The organism is Bacteroidales bacterium, from assembly GCA_016709865.1.
Taxonomy (GTDB): Bacteria; Bacteroidota; Bacteroidia; order Bacteroidales; family VadinHA17; genus LD21.
The window spans coordinates 1,140,552-1,158,297 of the sequence record JADJLX010000005.1 but is presented as its reverse complement, the minus strand read 5'-3'; the positions used below and the strand labels follow the sequence as shown (position 1 = coordinate 1,158,297).

General features: G+C 39.6%; 17 protein-coding genes. 10 read left to right on the top strand and 7 right to left on the bottom strand.

Annotated elements, in window-relative coordinates:
* The first annotated feature begins 46 nt into the window (after positions 1-46).
* Together IPJ16_13390 and IPJ16_13385 are read left to right on the top strand one after the other, a co-directional pair.
* A complete protein-coding gene (locus IPJ16_13390) occupies positions 47-721 on the top strand; it encodes a YggS family pyridoxal phosphate-dependent enzyme (GenBank protein ID MBK7628166.1) in 675 nt (224 codons plus the stop codon).
* An 11-nt stretch (positions 722-732) separates the two neighbouring features.
* Positions 733-1,710, top strand: a complete 978-nt coding sequence (locus IPJ16_13385) for a dihydroorotate dehydrogenase-like protein (GenBank protein MBK7628165.1) — start codon at positions 733-735, stop codon at positions 1,708-1,710.
* Here the strand turns inward: IPJ16_13385 and IPJ16_13380 are convergent, their stop codons facing one another.
* A complete protein-coding gene (locus tag IPJ16_13380) occupies positions 1,711-2,226 on the bottom strand; it encodes a hypothetical protein (GenBank protein MBK7628164.1) in 516 nt (171 codons plus the stop codon). It abuts the gene before it with no gap.
* Between the two features lie 118 nt (positions 2,227-2,344).
* Between IPJ16_13380 and IPJ16_13375 the strand changes: the two genes are divergently transcribed.
* Positions 2,345-3,262, top strand: a complete 918-nt coding sequence (locus IPJ16_13375) for a hypothetical protein (protein MBK7628163.1) — start codon at positions 2,345-2,347, stop codon at positions 3,260-3,262.
* An 8-nt stretch (positions 3,263-3,270) separates the two neighbouring features.
* A complete protein-coding gene (locus IPJ16_13370; GenBank protein MBK7628162.1) occupies positions 3,271-3,717 on the top strand; it encodes a hypothetical protein in 447 nt (148 codons plus the stop codon).
* Between the two features lie 86 nt (positions 3,718-3,803).
* Here the strand turns inward: IPJ16_13370 and uvrA are convergent, their stop codons facing one another.
* Positions 3,804-6,584 (bottom strand): excinuclease ABC subunit UvrA, encoded by a 2,781-nt coding sequence (gene uvrA / locus IPJ16_13365; protein ID MBK7628161.1) that lies wholly within the window; start codon positions 6,582-6,584, stop codon positions 3,804-3,806.
* 156 nt (positions 6,585-6,740) lie between these two features.
* On the opposite strand from uvrA, the gene IPJ16_13360 reads away from it, so the two are divergent.
* The 5 genes from IPJ16_13360 (at position 6,741) to IPJ16_13340 (ending at position 9,054) form a co-directional block, all read left to right on the top strand.
* Positions 6,741-7,328 (top strand): sigma-70 family RNA polymerase sigma factor, encoded by a 588-nt coding sequence (locus tag IPJ16_13360; GenBank protein MBK7628160.1) that lies wholly within the window; start codon positions 6,741-6,743, stop codon positions 7,326-7,328.
* 186 nt (positions 7,329-7,514) lie between these two features.
* The gene (locus tag IPJ16_13355) at positions 7,515-7,703 is read left to right on the top strand and encodes a hypothetical protein (protein ID MBK7628159.1); all 189 of its coding nucleotides are present in this window, start codon (positions 7,515-7,517) and stop codon (positions 7,701-7,703) included.
* A 97-nt stretch (positions 7,704-7,800) separates the two neighbouring features.
* Complete coding sequence (locus tag IPJ16_13350) at positions 7,801-8,655, top strand: SPFH domain-containing protein (GenBank protein MBK7628158.1); 855 nt, start codon at positions 7,801-7,803, stop codon at positions 8,653-8,655.
* A 2-nt stretch (positions 8,656-8,657) separates the two neighbouring features.
* Entirely contained in the window at positions 8,658-8,852 is a 195-nt protein-coding gene (locus tag IPJ16_13345) for an Arc family DNA-binding protein (protein MBK7628157.1), read from the top strand.
* On the top strand, positions 8,836-9,054 hold the full coding sequence (locus IPJ16_13340) for a hypothetical protein (protein MBK7628156.1): 219 nt from the start codon (positions 8,836-8,838) through the stop codon (positions 9,052-9,054). The genes IPJ16_13345 and IPJ16_13340 overlap by 17 nt, the downstream gene beginning before the upstream one ends.
* 2 nt (positions 9,055-9,056) lie before the next feature.
* On the opposite strand, the gene IPJ16_13335 is transcribed toward IPJ16_13340, so the two are convergent.
* A complete protein-coding gene (locus IPJ16_13335; protein ID MBK7628155.1) occupies positions 9,057-9,761 on the bottom strand; it encodes a 16S rRNA (uracil(1498)-N(3))-methyltransferase in 705 nt (234 codons plus the stop codon).
* 221 nt (positions 9,762-9,982) lie between these two features.
* On the opposite strand from IPJ16_13335, the gene IPJ16_13330 reads away from it, so the two are divergent.
* Complete coding sequence (locus tag IPJ16_13330) at positions 9,983-10,489, top strand: metallophosphoesterase family protein (protein ID MBK7628154.1); 507 nt, start codon at positions 9,983-9,985, stop codon at positions 10,487-10,489.
* On the opposite strand, the gene IPJ16_13325 is transcribed toward IPJ16_13330, so the two are convergent.
* The 4 genes from IPJ16_13325 to tmk form a co-directional block, all read right to left on the bottom strand.
* On the bottom strand, positions 10,482-14,975 hold the full coding sequence (locus IPJ16_13325; protein MBK7628153.1) for a hypothetical protein: 4,494 nt from the start codon (positions 14,973-14,975) through the stop codon (positions 10,482-10,484). The two genes, IPJ16_13330 and IPJ16_13325, sit on opposite strands and share 8 nt — an antisense overlap.
* Positions 14,957-15,805, bottom strand: coding sequence for a triose-phosphate isomerase (locus tag IPJ16_13320; protein ID MBK7628152.1), 849 nt, complete (start codon positions 15,803-15,805; stop codon positions 14,957-14,959). The genes IPJ16_13325 and IPJ16_13320 overlap by 19 nt, the downstream gene beginning before the upstream one ends.
* 75 nt (positions 15,806-15,880) lie before the next feature.
* Entirely contained in the window at positions 15,881-16,993 is a 1,113-nt protein-coding gene (locus IPJ16_13315) for a DoxX family protein (protein ID MBK7628151.1), read from the bottom strand.
* Position 16,994: 1 nt separating this feature from the next.
* Positions 16,995-17,681 (bottom strand): dTMP kinase, encoded by a 687-nt coding sequence (gene tmk, locus IPJ16_13310; protein MBK7628150.1) that lies wholly within the window; start codon positions 17,679-17,681, stop codon positions 16,995-16,997.
* Between the last annotated feature and the right edge of the window lie 65 nt (positions 17,682-17,746).

Here is a 17,746-nt window from a genome sequence, read left to right as displayed (position 1 = left end):
ACTATTGGATTTTAAACCCCCTTTAGGGGGTAGTGGGCAGAAAAAGATGGCTGAAATTGGATCAAATATTATTTTTTTCAAGTCACAGATTCCTAAATCTGTTAAGTTGATTGCTGTATCAAAAACAAAACCAGTTTCTGATATTCTTGAGGCTTACAGCGCTGGACAAAGATGTTTTGGGGAGAACCGGGTTCAGGAAATACTTAACAAAAAGGATCTGTTGCCTGCAGATATTGAATGGCACCTGATCGGACATCTGCAGAGGAATAAGGTGAAATATATTATCCCTTATGTAGCTATGGTACAGTCGGTTGATTCCCTCAGGCTGCTGACTGCAATTAATTCGGAAGCCCAGAAGATTAACAGAATTGTTGACTGTCTTCTTCAGATATATATTGCTGATGAAGAAACGAAATTCGGATTCAGTTTGAAGGAACTTACCGATATTGGAGATATGAATGGTTTTACAACACTAAAAAATGTAAATATCTGCGGTGTAATGGGCATGGCTACTTTCACCTCTGACATGGATAAGGTGCGTAAAGAATTTGGTTTTCTTGCAGGTTGCTTTAAAACACTTAAGGAGAAATACTTTTCATCATCGCCTCATTTTAAGGAGATCTCAATGGGAATGTCGGGCGATTTTGAAGCGGCTATCGGAGAGGGAAGCACAATGGTAAGAATTGGCAGTCTCATTTTTGGAGAAAGAATAAAAAAATAAACTTTTAATAAATGGAAAAGCTTACAACAAATTATCTGGGACTTAGATTAAAAAGTCCGGTTATTCTTAGCAGCAGCAGGCTTACTTCAACAGTTGAGGGACTGCTTGAAGCAGAGGAAAATGGTGCAGGTGCAGTGGTACTCAAGTCGCTTTTTGAGGAGCAGATCATGTATCATGTAAACAGTCTGCCATCGTCAACCGGTTACCCTGAAGCTGATGATTATATTACGTATTATACTAAATCACATTCTGTTGATGAATATCTGGCACTTGTTAAAAATGCAAAGAAGAAGCTAACCATTCCCGTTATCCCAAGTATCAACTGTTTTTCATCGGAGGGGTGGATCGATTTTGCCGGAATTATCGCAGAATCGGGTGCTGATGCCCTTGAGATTAACATGTTTTTCATGCCGGTCAACAGAAAAATATCATCCGCAGATTCAGAAAAAGTATATTTTGAACTAATCGAGAAGCTTAAAAACAAAGTTAAAATCCCGCTTGTATTGAAGATCGGTTCAAGGTTCTCGAATATTCTGTATATGGTTGATCAGTTCTATATGAGAGGTGTTGAAGGAGTTGTAATGTTTAACCGGTTTTATGAACCTGATATTGATGTTAAGAAACTTGAGATAGTACCTGCTTCTATTTTCAGCAAGAGTGAAGAAAGAAGGGATGTGCTGAGGTGGATCGCCATGACGAGTGCCCAGGATATTAAGATTAATATCTCGGCATCGACAGGTGTGCATAGCGGTGATGATGTTGTCAGATACCTTCTGGCGGGAGCTGATACAGTTCAGGTGTGCTCTGTATTATATCAGAAAGGGATCGGATATCTTAAGCAGCTGAATCTGGAATTAAGTGACTGGATGACGAAAAACAATTTTAAGAACACAGATGAATTCAGAGGTAAACTAAACTGGGTAAACTACGAAAAGCCTACTGTTTTTGAAAGGACGCAGTTTATGAAATATTTTTCTTCAGTAGATTAATTATCTGTCAAGTATTACCATCAGTTCGTCGGTAAGTGATTTCTTTTCATGCGAAAAGGCAGAAGAACTTTCTGTGACTATTTTTTTTATTTCATCTTTTACAACTGTTGTTAACTCAGAAGCAGACTCTTCTATGACTGTAAGGCATTCAATAGCAGTAATATAGTCGCCTCTTACAAACACACCTGCGAAATCTGTTGAAAATTCCGAGTAGTCCAGTCCTGATTGCCAGCAGGATGAAACCAGCATGCTTATCGTCTCATCTTTCCATGGTTTCCTGATTTCAGTTATAACTTCGGTGCAAGCCGACTGATCTTTTATGTCGTTCATGAAACCCTCAATCGTTTTCCGGACTGCGAAATCATCGCATCGGTCGTAATAGGAGATGATTGCACCGATAGCACCCTCGAAAGGTAATTCATCTCTTAATAATCCGATAGCTTCGTTAATCAGAATATTGTTATCTTTATTGAGTAATGCTGAAAGATCTTTGAGCTTTTTTTCGGATTTGATCATAATGGAAAATTTGATCCAAAGGTATAAATAGAGTCAATTACTTGAAGCTGTTTTTGAAAAATAAAAATATTATAGTAATTTAGTCGGGAATTAGGTTAGACACTTAAATATTTAAATCATGAATAAAAAATATGGATTTAGTTCAGGGATCATAATGGTAGTTTTTCTTTTTGCCAGTTTGCTTATAGGCTGTAAAGGTGGTCCAAAAGCAGAGAAGGACGAAGTATCGGTTGATGTTCCTAAAGACAATGCAGCTGTATATGAGGACATTAAGCAGGCAGAAAAGATATTTAATGCCCTGCCTTCTCCACTCGAATCAGCAATGCTTATTAAATCAGCCGGAGCCAGGTTCGACCATGCTCTTCTTAATAATGTAAACAATGTAAATTCTTATGTTACTAATAAAAGCATGGCTCTTAATCTCGGAATATATACCTGCGATCTGAGTTTTGCAAGTATGTATGAGCAGACCCAGCTGATTATTGATTATATGAATGCTGCTAAAAAAATGGCCGACGGACTTGGTATCCTTAAAGCTATCGAGCAGTCAACTATTGATCGTCTTGAGGAGAACATCAACAACAGCGAGGTTATAATGGAGATTGTCAGCGAAACATTTATGAACTCAAATTCATACCTGGAAGATAACGGACAACCTGCTGTTGCAGCTATGGTTCTTGTAGGTGGTTGGTTTGAAGGGTTATATATCTCAACCCAACTCGTAGATATGAACGATTTTAACGGTAACAAACTTGTTGGCAGAATTATCGACCAGAAATTGTCAATCGGCATCCTTCTGAATCTTCTTGAGAGCAGCAAGGGTAACCCTGCTGTTGACGAGCTGATGGTTCAGGTAACAAAACTGAAAACTGTTTTTGACAAGATTTCAATTTCAACTTCACCGGTAAGACCTGAGTTTGACCAGGCTTCCAACACCACAGTGCTCAAGTCGGAGGTTAAAACCGATATGACTCCTGAAGTTTTCAAAGAACTCGCCGCTACTGTTGCTGAAATCAGAGGTACATTTGTAAAATAACTACTGCTATGAGAATATTTAAAATACTCCCGATACTGGCATTGTTATTATTAGGCAATGCTGTTAGTGCCAATGCACAATGTAAAGCATTCGCCAAGAAGGTTTGTCTTCCAGAACTTGGTTCATATACCCACGATGGTAATTACCATGCTGCTATATTAGTTGAAGGTGAGGAGGCAGAATTGTATAAAACATTCTACTCCGACATGGAATACAGGGTTGCTATTGTTGGTGAGGATAAGCTTCCTGATGTAGAGTTTAAAGTACTGGATGCCAACAAGAATGTACTTTACACAAACAAAAAGGATGGGAAATACGTAAAAACATGGGATTTTAAGCTTCAGTCAAGCCAGCAGCTTAAACTGGTTGTAAAGGTTTCTTCTTTCAATCAGCCCGGCGACACACCTGCCAGCGGTTGCGTGGCAATTATGTTCGGATTCAAAATCAAAAAATAAAAAAACATTTTGCAAAAAAATGTTTTAATGCTGTTAATATTGTAGAGACGCGATGCATCGCGTCTCTACGTGTTTTATACGATGAATCACAATTTAGGTGCCAGATAACGACCCGTATAGGATTCCTTACATTTAGCCAGATCTTCCGGTTTCCCTTCAAAGACAAGATAGCCACCTTTTTCACCACCCTCTGGTCCAAGGTCAATTACCCAGTCTGAACACTTGATTACCTCCTGATTATGTTCAATAAGTATCACTGAATGACCATGATCAACCAGTGCATTTATTGATTTCAGGAGTTTGTTTATATCATGAAAGTGCAATCCTGTTGTTGGTTCGTCGAAGATAAAGAGTATATGACCGCTGCCCTTTTCCTGGCTTAGAAAGTAGGCTAGCTTCACCCTCTGACTTTCGCCGCCTGAAAGAGTGCTTGACGATTGTCCCATCTTTATATATCCCAAACCTACGTCCGAAAGAGGTTTGAGCTTATCGGTGATTCTTTTTTCGCTTTTTCCGGGGTGTGAGTTGAAAAAATCAATTGCATCGTCAATTGTCATCTCAAGCATATCATAAATATTCTTTCCATGGTACCTTACCTCCAGGATGTCTTTTCTGAATCTCATTCCTTTACAGTTTTCGCATGTCAGTTCAACATCGGCCATAAACTGCATCTCTACTCTAATGATACCTTCACCCTGACACTCTTCACACCTTCCTCCTTCAATATTGAATGAGAAGTGTGATGCCTTAAAATTATTCTGCACCGATGCCTGTTGCTCGGAATAGAGTTTTCTTATTTCATCATAAGCTTTCAGGTAGGTTACCGGATTTGACCTGCTCGATCTTCCAATGGGATTCTGATCTACCAGTTCAATACCTGTGAGTCCGGCAACATCGCCTGAAATATCACTGAACTGACCAGGTTTTAAATTTGTTCCATTTATTTTCGAGGAGAGTACCTTATATAATATGTCTGAGATCAGACTCGATTTACCTGAACCGCTTACACCTGTTACTGCAGTTATTGTATGAAGGGGAAATTTAACATCAATATTCTTCAGGTTATTCTCGCGAGCTCCTTTTATCTCAACGTAACTGTTCCATTTCCTCCTCCCTTTTGGAACAGGTACGGTAAGTCTTCCGCTGAGGTAACCTGCTGTCAGAGATTTGTTTGATGTAGTCAGATTTAGTCCGCCCTGATAAACTATCTCTCCGCCTAGCCTGCCTGCTTCCGGTCCAAGATCAATAATCTGGTCGGCAGCCCTGATTATCTCTTCTTCGTGTTCCACAACAATAACCGAATTGCCAAAGTCGCGCAGCTGTTTGAGTACCTTAATAAGCAGGTTAGTATCGCGGGGATGGAGTCCTATGCTTGGCTCATCGAGAATGTACATCGATCCCACAAGGTTGCTTCCCAGCGATGTTGAAAGATTAATTCGCTGAGACTCGCCTCCGGATAATGTTGCTGAAAGTCTGTCGAGTGTTAGATAGGGGAGTCCCACATCGATAAGGAACCTGAGTCTTACTGAGATCTCTTTGATAAGCCGGTCTGCAACTTTTGCATCTGTCTCATCAAATTCAAGTGTTGTAATTATATCGTACAGTTTCCCGACAGGAACAGAAACCAGATCCTGAATAGTCTTCCCGGCTACCTTGACATACCCTGCCTCTTTTTTAAGTCTGGATCCTTTGCATTCCGGACAGGTTGTTTTGCCGCGATAGCGGCTAAGAAGGACCCTGTACTGAATCTTAAATTTTTTCTCTTCAAGATGTTCAAAGAAACGGTTAAGACCATAAAAATATTTGTTCCCCTTCCATAAGAGAGTTCTCTGTTCATCGGTGAGCTGATAATACGGTTTATGAATGGGAAAGTCGAATTGTTCAGCATTTGCAATCAGCCTCTCTTTCCATTTCTTCATTGTTTCACCTTTCCAGCATACAATTGCATCTTCATAAACCGAGAGGTTCTGATTAGGAATAACAAGATTCTCATCTATGCCTATGATCTTACTATATCCTTCACATACAGGGCATGCACCAATCGGATTATTAAAGCTGAACAGAAACTCAGAGGGTTCTTCAAAAAGGATTCCGTCTTCTTCAAAAATATTGGAAAAACTTTCTCTTCTTACTCCATTATCATCAAGAATGACAACCTGGCAATACCCCTTTCCTGTTTGAAAAGCAGTCTGGGCCGATTCAGCTGCCCTGCTGAAATTATCTGCTTCGTGACTAATAACCAGGCGGTCGACAACAATGTTTATCTGACTGCCGGGTTTGTAATTCCTGAATGATTTAATTTCATCTGTTTTTATTAGTTCACCTCCTGATTCGATCCTGTTAAATCCCTGTTTAGCCAGGAAAGAAAAGTATTCTGAGGCTTCAATATTGGCCGGTATTTCCCCAGATGAAGTAATAATTACCTTTGTTCCTACAGGGAGTGCTGCCAGGTAATCAACGATATCGTCAGCACTGTGTTTTTTTACCTCTTTCCCTGAGACAGGAGAATATGTGCGGCCGATCCTGGCAAAAAGCAGGCGCATGTAGTCATAAATCTCTGTGGAGGTTCCAACTGTTGACCTGGGATTTCGTGAATTTACTTTCTGTTCTATAGCTATAGCGGGAGGGATCCCGTTTATGAAGTCAACTTCCGGCTTGTTCATTCTTCCAAGGAACTGACGGGCATATGCTGACAAGCTCTCTACATATCTTCTTTGCCCTTCCGCATAGATTGTATCAAACGCAAGAGATGATTTACCTGAACCCGACACTCCTGTAATTACTACAAGCTTATTTCTTGGTATATTGAGACTTACATTTTTAAGATTATGTACCCTGGCCCCCTTTATTTCAATACTCCCCTGCATCTTAAATCCTTTAGATTTGTGTTAAAGTTCAGTTAAAACCCAAAAGTAATACTTTCAAATTAAAAAAATTCTTTTCTTTGTATTACGAATCAATTCAAAACAAAGGAGGACTGCCTATAGAAATATCTCTACTCTAGTTAATTTAAAGAGAGAGTTATGAATAAAACGATTTCCGATTATGATCTGATACTCAGATTCATAAAAGGTGAGCAGTCATGTTTTGAACAGCTAATCCACCGACATAAGAACAAAGTTTTCGCTTATATAAGTCTTTATATACGCGATCAGGCTCTTGCTGAAGATATCTTCCAGGATACCTTCCTTAAGGTAATTCAGTCTGTAAAAGCAGGAAAATACTCCGATAACGGAAAATTCCTCTCATGGGTTATGCGGATAGCGCATAATCTAATCATCGATCATTTCAGAAGGATTAAACAGATGAATACCATCTCAAACGATAATTATGAATCGGACCTTTTTAATTCGAAAAGGTTCGCGGAGGACAATGTTGAGGATGATATGATAAAACGGCAGATTCATCTTGATGTCAGAAAAATGATAACCCAGCTTCCCGATGATCAGCGCGAAGTTGTCATTCTGAGGCATTATGCAGGATTAAGTTTTAAAGAAATTGCTGATATCACTGATGTAAGCATCAATACAGCACTCGGAAGGATGAGATATGCTCTCATCAACATGAGAAAGCTGATGGAGGAGAAGAAGATTAGTCTGACAGTGAATTAAGCAGACGCCCCCCATCCCCCCTAAAGGGGGGCTAAACTTACATAGAGATAAGAATCACAGATATTTGCAGCAACTTACCCCCCTTCAGGGGGGCAGGGGGGCAAAATGTTGGGAAAATAATCTAATCCTAATTGCAATATTATGTAATCAGGGCACGTTTTCACATAAATAGAAAACATGAAGCCTATGGGATTAAATTCTACTCCTTTTCTTTCATGTCACGACATCAGAACGGAAGATATTGATCTTATTGAAGATGCTTTTGGTTTAAGTGCTGAGTTTCATGATGTGATTGCCCTTCTCGGAGAGATAAAATCGGTTCCGGGAAAACGTTTGACAAAGTCCCTGATTCAGAAAATCAGGAAGAAAGTTTAAACTTTTTTAGAGAACACAGGAAAAAATCCTGTGTTTTTTTTGTTTTATTCCAAATTAAAATAATATCTTTGTGATATTAAAATAATATCATATAAAAATGAAACAAGAATTTACAATCAAACCGATTTCAGGTTATCTGGCTTTGCTGACAGCAATATTGTTTCTCGGCGGAGCTATTGCCGGATTTATTTTCAATTTAATCTGGCTTGGTATTGCACTCTCAATCCTTTTTGTTTTTACTATTTTGGGATTTAAGGTTGTTAATCCGAACAGTTCATGTGTTATGGTTCTTTTTGGTGCCTATAAGGGCACTATAAGGGAAAATGGATTTTTCTGGGTGAATCCTTTTTTTATCACGAGACATCTGTCTCTCAGAGCCCGTAACTTTAACGGTGAGCCAATTAAGGTGAACGATAAAATCGGGAACCCCATTAAGATTGGATTAGTGCTTGTATGGAGAGTATCAGATACATTCAAAGCTGTTTTTGATGTTGATGATTTTCAGCATTTTGTGCTTGTTCAGAGCGACGCTGCCCTGAGAAAACTAGCAGGTCTTTATCCTTACGATAACTTTGAGGACCATGATGCAGTTATTGCTCTCAGGAGCGGAGGAGAAGAAGTAAATAATGAACTTGAAAAAGAGATCAGGGAACGACTTCAGATCTGCGGTATTGAGGTTATCGAAGCCAGGATCAACTATATTGCATATGCTGAGGAAATTGCAAACGCAATGCTTCGCAGGCAGCAGGCCACTGCCGTTGTAGCTGCCAGATTTAAAATTGTTGAAGGTGCTGTATCGATGGTTGAGATGGCTCTTGAGCAACTTTCAACAAAGAATATTGTTAATCTTGATGAGGAGAAAAAGGCTGCAATGGTGAGTAATCTTATGGTGGTACTGTGCGGAGACAAAGATGCTACTCCAATAGTAAATACAGGCACTTTGCATAACTGATTATGAGTGAGAAAAAACCATTTGTATTAAGAATTGATCCGGAGAAACTTAAGGCTCTGGAGAAATGGGCTGCCGATGAGTTTCGCAGCACAAATGGTCAGATCGAATATATACTTGATCAGGCGCTGAAAAAAGCAGGAAGATTAAAAATTAAGTCAGAGAACACTAAAGTTGAAGAAGATGATAAAACCAGTTAAATATGTTTGTCCGAAATGTGGATCAAAGAGTTTTACAACAAGTACTATGTGGGTTTCGAAAAACATTCTTTCAAAATTATTTGATATTGAAAGCAACAGGTATACAGTAGTAATATGTTCAGAATGCAAGTATTCGGAACTTTACAGGTTACCGCTGAAAAGACTCGGTGAGGTACTTGAAATCAGGACAGATAAATTCTAGAATTACTGATTTATAAAGTATATGGAATGGCAGGCGGCAACACCTGCCGTTTCTGTTCTCAGACGGCTCGGGCCAAGATGAATATTTGAAAATCCTTTATCTGAAGCTTTAATTATTTCTTCTTCACTGAAATCGCCTTCAGGACCAATAAGAATAATTGCATTATCATTCTTTGAGCATACATCAGTTATCTTGAGTCTTGTGAATGATTCATTACAATGAGCAATCAAAAATTTGCCATCAGCTTTTGCGGTAAGGAATTCATTGAATGTAACAGGTTCGTTCAATATTGTACTTGTAGCTTTAAGCGACTGTTTCATTGCTGAGATGATAATATTATTTATCCGTTCTTTCTTAATGCTCTGTTTCTCAGTATTTCTGCAGATTACAGGGGTTATCTCATCAACTCCAATCTCAACACTTTTTTCAATGAACCATTCAAACCTTTCAGGGTTTTTCAGCGGGGAAATAGCTATATGAAGTTTGTAATTCCGTTTTTCGAAATCCCTGGTAATTCCTGTTATTGCTATTGTGCAATGCTTTTGATTGGGATTATCAATAACTCCTTCATAGAGATTGCCTTTTCCATCAATCAACTTTACAGTAGTTCCCTTTTTCATTCTTAAAACCCTTATGATATGCTTTGATTCATTTTCATCAAGGGTGTATTTGTCTCCTGAAATATCAGGAGCATAGAATATCTGCATAACAATCAGTTTATACAAAAGTAGGAAATTTGAAATACCTTACATTACTTTATGAATTCTTAGTGTTTCTTTAAAGTTAGCCCCCCAACCCCCCTAAAGGGGGGCTAATATGCTGATAAATAGGCTTATCCCTATCTTTTTCAGGAAATTATCCCCCCTTTAGGGGGGCAAGGGGGGCGAAAATGGTGGTAAAACGAATATTTAAGTAAAACAGCAAATTAATGAAAATTGGCCTGCTCTCTGATACTCATGGGTGGATACACCCCAGTCTCTTTGAACATTTTAAGGAATGCGATGAGATCTGGCATGCAGGTGATATTGGAAATATTGAGACGGCCGACAGGTTGGCTGAGTTCAAACCATTGAGGGCTGTATTTGGCAATATAGATGATGCAGTTGTCAGAAAAGTTTATAAAGAGAACCTGAAGTTTAAAGTTGAAGGAGTAAAAGTGTGGATAACTCATATTGGAGGCACTCCCGGCCACTATGATCCACGGGTAAGAAGTTCAGTTTATGCAGATCCTCCGGATATTTTTATCTGCGGACACTCTCATATCGCAAAGGTTATGCACGATCCAAAGGGCGGATTTCTCTATATCAATCCGGGTGCAGCGGGATATAACGGTTTTCATAAATTCATGACTGCAATCAGATTTCAGATCGATGATGCAAAGATTCACGATCTTGAACTGATAGAGATGGGAGAGAGAGGAAAGGCTGTTATCTGATAACAGATTCTTCTTCAACGTTATTGCTGGCCATTCTCCGCAGGAACCGGGCAAGTCTGTCTTCAACAGCAATCATATATGTATATGGCACTCTCACAGAAGATTCAGGGTGCTTTCTGTCGTTGAGTTTTGTGCTGGTTATTATAGTGTTGAAGTTATTGTTTCCTGCCTGAGCCATCATTACACCTCTGAAGTACGAGAAGTAGTACCAGGTCGATTCATCTGCCTTGAGGTAGATATCAATCATATCTCCCGATCGCCTTCTCTGGATCTCAATATAACCATCGACGTATACATTTATCGGTTGAGGTCCGGCGAACCCGATTCCGATTTTTCCCCTTGATCTGAAAGATGATGTTGGTTCATTCCAGAAGAGATTTACTTCATTCAGCAACAACTCATAAACATACTCTTTAGGTAAATTCCTTGAAGTACCAAAAAGGTCCATCTCCTCTTTCAGCTGAGTGGCAGCTGCAACTCCGAGAAGATCTTTCATCCCTTTATTATTGAGGTCGGTGTTTAAGTTAACAGGCTTTAATGTTGGCATCATCCTTATCTCATCGGCCATTACCTTTAGTGCCTCAGGTGAAAAATAGAAGTCGAGTGCAAGTATTGATTCAATGTCTACTTTTCCTGAGTCGATGGTATGAATAACCTTTCCGGCACTTCCGAGCTTAACAAGATCAAACTTGCCGCCGAAATTAATAGTCCCTTCACCCGACATTATACAGAAATTTTTGTCGAATGCCAGCATATTTCCCGGCAGTGTCTGATCTGCCAGTTTCTCCAGGGAAGTGATAAGATATCTTCCCTTTGCTTTTTCATAATAGAGCCATCCGCCGGAATTCACCAGCGCTACATCCTGCCATGATTTCTGGGCAGATAAGAAAGCAGGATAGATATGAATTGAATCGGTATTGATATATGAGCCAGAGAAGACCAGCTCATCATTTATATCCCTTGGTTTTTCACTTACCGGGATCATAACATTCAGAGGATCAATCTTCGACTTGAATTTTATATTGAAGCTCTTAATTGTGCTGCAGTTATGTACTATACCTGTGGCACCTGTGAAAGTCAGCAGGTCGTCTTTCGCATAAAGTCTGACATCGCCTGTAAAGGAGAAGGCAGGATTGAGCATAAATTTCTGGTTTGCCGGTATGTATCCTCGTGCTGTAGTTACCATTGTATCTACTGCAAGCTCAGGAAAGTTTATCTGCTGGATCTCTTTGTTTTCATCAACGTAATCGTAAATTGCACTACCAGTGTAACGTTTTGTAGATTCGATGTCAATCTTACCGTCGTGTAATATATGCTTGTTGTTTACGGCAATAATCGCATTCTGCATCTGTGAGATCTTTGCACGCCTGTTTATTGTAACCTTACCTTTTTCAGGCTGAATAAGTGCGTCGGCAATATGTATGTAGTTTATGTTTTCTGCCTCAATATATTCCTGATCAAGATGATAGCTTCCCTTCCAGGAGGCAAATGAGACAGTGTCAGCCAGATTGTTTGTTGCAAAAAAGGTTGGTTTGTCGTGATTATTGAAATCAACTTTGAGTAGATTTTCTGGAGTTAACAGAGGTGTATTGGATTTCCCTTTCTGCTCCATATCAAGTATCCGTGTATCCATGTTATATGCAAAATCGGTCATCGTGCATATATATTGAAGTTCAGGGAATTTCACCACTGATGAATCTGTATTCAATCTGAATCTGGTCATTTTCAGATCAAAGTTTATATCTGTATTAGCATTTTCCGCTATGAATGAATAACCGCTGGTTGTTGGTGATTTCAGATTATAATCAGCAGTATCTGCTTTGATTGCGTTAGAGGCAAAGCTGAAAAGCTTTGAAGTGACCATCGAACTTGGCATGTTTATTACCCCTGAGCCTTTTAGTTTTTCAGGTGTCAGATTAAGGGTACCATCAAGAGTGGTTCCGTTCTCGAACATATTAAAGTTTTTGCCGGTTGCATTTGTCGCCAGCCATTCATCCTTTTTGGTCATCCATTTAATAGAAACATCCTTACTGTTCAGTTCCGGAAAGACACCGGAACCATCTTTGAGAATATCAAAAGTAGTAGCCTGTGTCAGCATCGAATCAGGAAAGAACCTGTATTCTTCAGCCATTGTAATTGAGGTAAGGTGCTTTAACTTTCCGCTTCCGATGAGCCCCTTGTTGCTCATACTAAGCTCATTGTACAGAATGCCCCTGTCGCCATAGACATCAATACCGGTTTCGGGTATAACCATATTAAATCCCAGCGAGTTGTTTGCCTGAATTGTAAGGAACTGCTTCATAGGTTTTATAATATTCCCGCCTACAAACTCGCCCGACAGGTTCATGTCCTCGTTGGAGTAATGATCGATATTTTCGTATGTAAAGGGATCAACCTTGAAGTAGAAATCTTTTTGCGGATAGACACCTTCCAGTCCGGGGATCTTATCGTAAAAGATATATGAATAGGTTATAGCATTAATAATAGGATATTGTTTGAGGCTCTTTAGTCCTGATTTATTATCCGGATTATCAATGTACAACTCTGCGGTACCGAGTTGTATCAGGTTATCGACATCTTTAATTACCGGATTACCATACATGTCTTTCTGTTCAGTTTCAACGGCAATCCTTATTGAATCAATCTTTTGGAGACGGATCTTGAAAGTGTCGTAGCTGAAAGTAAAATTATGTCCGAAAACTGTAAAAAGTCCGGCAGCAACTACACCATCGAACTGTATGTTCCGGTTTCGTCCCAGAACCAGTTGCTGATTGTAAGGGAAAATAGCTACTCTCTGGGAATCGCTGAGGAATACGTTTTTAACTCCATTGATTGTCAGCCTGAAATTCTTAAGATCAAGTGAGGCATTATCCATTGGAGCTTTTGTTTCACTCTCGATATTAAGAATATCATAATCCTTTCTTTTTGAATAAGATGCAAGAAAGTCCTTTGTTTTCTGCTTTATAGTAATCTCATTATTTGTGCGGTCATAGAATACAAATCCTTTGTTAGCCATATCTATGCACAGACCTGTAACTGACTCCTGCGGCCTGTTTAGCCACTTGGCAAATTCAGCAACCGGGAATGTTTCCTGGTAATACCACTCAGCAAACTTCATCAGCCTGTCGAGCGGATGGTAGTCGTCGAGACCCATAAGACGAATGAAATAGTCAGAATTAAAAAATGATGATGATTCAAACTGAGCCTGTCCGAGTGATGCTCCTCTGGCCCTTGAGAGCAGTATTTTAGATTCATTCATATTCCACGACATATATTCAAAATACATATCGATCTTGTGGAATGAATTAAAATACGGGCTTCTCGAAATCGGATTGTTGGTACGGAACAGGTTCACCTGCCTGGTTGCTGCAAAATATGAAAATCCAAGGTTCGAATGGTAGATAGAGTCTTTGTCAAGGTAAAGGGAAAGCGAAGTCTCCTGGCTGTTTAAACCTATCTTTGAGAAGAGAAATTCTTTTGATGAAATTTTCAGATAAAGAGTATCGTTTCTGTATAAGGTTATCCTTGCAGGAAGATAGTTTTCGCCGGTACCTTTAACGTTTGCACCTTCAAAAGTGAGTCCGCCCTCGTAGTTTACCCCCTCATAAATATTTTTAAGCTGGAAAGATTTGATATATGTAACAAACTTGGGGTAATTGGCTCTCTCTTTATTGCTGAAGCTTACCGCCTGATCGGTAAGTGAACCTGAGACCGGTTCCTTAAAATAGGTTTTGTGCGAGAGTTTTACAGAATCGATTATGAAACTGTTTTTGGTTGTGTTAATGGTATAATCAGTAAGACTGGCAAACACTTCATCCCTTGTATACCCTGCCTTCTCCCATGTTATAATCCCTTTGGTTCCTTTAAAAATTTGTAATTCAGGGTAGTATGCGCCTGTGGCATTGTATATTTCGGTGCTGTCCTTTTGAGAATAGCAGGTTAGAGTGGCGTCTGTTATCGCGATATAAAATACAGTATCGTGCAGAAACTTAAGTGTATTGTTTTTGACTTTCCATCTGACACTTCCTGATTCGTAGAGAACATTCCCTTTTATCATTGAAACAGTATTTTTAAAATACCTTGCAATGACATCATTGGTATACCTCGGGCTGAATGCAATTTCACTTAATCCTTTCAGCCAGTTTACGAGGAAGGAGTCCTCTCTTTTGAATTCAACGAAATTATTAAGAGTAGTTATGAAATCGTTGAAATGCGGAACAGCTCTCATATTTCGTGAGGAGAGCTGGCTGGAGATATCAATTATCTTAACCATGTTCTCCTTACTGAAAGCAGCACTATCCCATCTGGTGAAGAAGGAGTTCAGATTAGCAAGCTGTTCGGGATTGAGGTTAGGCCCCATAAAAGATGTCAGTTCAGTCCTGAATTTTTCAGGATCGCCTGAAAATGCTGATCTGGTCTGGGATAGTAAGATGAAGGGGGTGCCCAGTAAAAGTAAAATAGACAGTACTATTTGCTTTCCTGACATACAGATATCATTAGATTAATTTTTATCTTTCCCCAGTTTTCGCCCCTCCCCCCCCCCCCCACTTGGGCATATTTCAATGCATCCACTATACCTGCAAAATCCTCCTTCTTGAGTGCTGCGCCTCCGATAAGGCCACCGTCAACATCAGGATTTGAAAAGATCTCAGCAGCATTTGATGGCTTGCAGCTTCCTCCATACAGTATCGGAACTTTTTTTGCACATTCGTTGCTGTATTTTTCTTTAACGAGATCGCGAATATATTTGTGCATCTCCTGTGCCTGGTCGGGTGTTGCTGTTAGTCCTGTACCAATAGCCCAGACGGGTTCGTAAGCAATAACTATCATATCCATCTGTTCTTCTGTAAGGGTGAAAAGGCCCTCTTCAAGTTGTCTCCTAACAATGAGAAAATGTTTTTCCGACTCCCTTTCGCTTAATACCTCACCGCAGCAGAATATTACTTTCAAACCGGCGTTGATAGCCAGCAGTGTCTTCTTATTCAGCAGCTTATCATCCTCGTGGTAATATGATCTTCTTTCAGAATGTCCGATAATAACATATTCTGCACCGGTACTCTTAACCATATATGCTGAAACTTCTCCGGTATAGGCACCTGATGCTTCTGCGGCACAATTCTGTGCTCCCAGAGCTACCTTTCCATGCTTAAGAATTTCAGCCACCCCTGCAAGATGAATAAATGGTGTGCATAAAATTACCTGTGCCTTACCGGCAGGATTCTCTTTAAAATGCTTGTCAATAGTACCTGCAAATTTCAACCCTTCAGCAAGGTTCATGTTCATTTTCCAGTTCCCTGCAACAATCTTCTTTCTCATATAAGTCAAATTTTAAATAATATATAAAGTTAAATATAAGTGCCTAGAGTGCCTAGAGTGCCTAAAGTTATCAAATTATTTACTTTCACTTGTTAATTTTTCAAACCATTCGTTCGAGGGGAGATTAGCCCATGACCATTTACCTATTATTGTACCATCTCTAAGCAGCAAATAGCCCGGATTAGATCTGACCATTGTCTTCAGAGTTGTCTCGTCAGCTGAACAGAATTGTAATCCGTTCTCATAGCTTTTTACCTCATCAGAGCCTGAAGAAGTAAGTATGTAAAATCCTATTCCGTTTACAATACAGAATCTTCCGAACTCAAATCCATCTGACAAATGATCTTCTCCTGCTTCTGCCAGTTTTTTTGTTACCATCAATACTGAGTATCCCTTTTCTGATAATATTTTCTGGGTCAGGTCATCACCGGTTGCCGAAGAAATTACAAAATCATGAATGGGGGGCTGATATCCTTTTTTCACCAGTACAGATTTCTGATCAATGAAGTGCCATGTTGTGTCGTTTGCGGGATAATTGCTGAGCTCAAATTCTTTTTGTATGCCGTCCTTCTCATATATGAAAGTTGTATGATACTCATCTGCCGCCACTCCTTCAGGCATTATCATCTTATCGGCTATTTTTACTCCGGTTTTATATGGTAAAAAGTCGATAACAGGAAGATATCTTAGGTTATAGAAAGAAAACAAGGTAAAAAGTAAAATAATTGCTGAGATGATTGCCCATTCAGCTGATGATTTAAAGAGACTTTTCATCAGTTTCCTGTTGGCGAATAAGACGATGGCAAACGAAACAATAACAATATTTTTCCAGAAAGTCTGCCAGTTGGTAAGATGTATTGCATCGCCGAAACAGCCACAGTCGGAGACAGGGTTTGTTAGTGCAAGAATGAAAGTAAGCGGAGTGAAAATAGCCATAAGCAAAATCACAACCCAGATACCGGTTTTCTGTCTTATTCCTGACAGCACCGCAAAACCTGCGATGAATTCGGCGGTGCATAGCAGGATTGCCAGCGGCAGGCTTAGTGATTTTAGGAATCCGAGGTCAAAGGCCTGAAAATAATCATGGAATTTATAAGCTGATCCAAACGGGTCAACTGCTTTAACAAAACCCGAGAAGATGAATGTGAGTCCAACAATAATCCTGGCAACTATTTTTAATATCCTCATCCTAGACAAAGTTTCTGTATTTCAATATTTTAACAATAAGATTGAAGATCTCGGGCGGAGAGAGCATCTTTCCGTCTTTTGTGCCGCAATCTACTAATGCAAGTCTGTCGTCATCCTGTGCAACCCTGAAATAAATATCCCTCACGTTTTTCTGAAATATCAGACTCTCCTCATGAATGTCGCGTGTGCCGTTCAGGTAACTCCTGTCATCACCAGTTCTTGCATTAAGCAGTTTTCTCTCAGTGAATTCGAACGGAACATCAAGAAAAATATTAAGATCTGGTTTTGGAATGGCAAAGTGGCTGAATTCCAGCGAAAGGATCCATTTCATTAGCTTCACCTGAGCTTTAACATCATTGATCTTTGCGCACTGGTATGCTATGTTTGAATATGTATACCTGTCGAGCAGTACTATTTTTCCTTCCTTAAGCCAGTTTCGGATAATCTCTGAGGCATCTTTTCTGTCGCCGGCATAAAGCATTGCCACCAGATATGGATCTACTTCATTAAGAGTACCAAATTCACCTCTCAGAAACCTTGCAATCAGCTCACCGAAATAGGGGTCGTCTGTTCTTGGAAAGTGCAAATATTCGCATTTGTAGCCTTTCTCTGCAAAAAAGTTATGCAACATTTTAATCTGTGTTGATTTCCCTGCACCATCAACTCCCTCTATAACAAAAAGCTTCATCTTTCAACTTTTTCCTGAATCACAAATGTAATAACAGCAGGGCAAAGATAAAAGGGGAGCAGCAT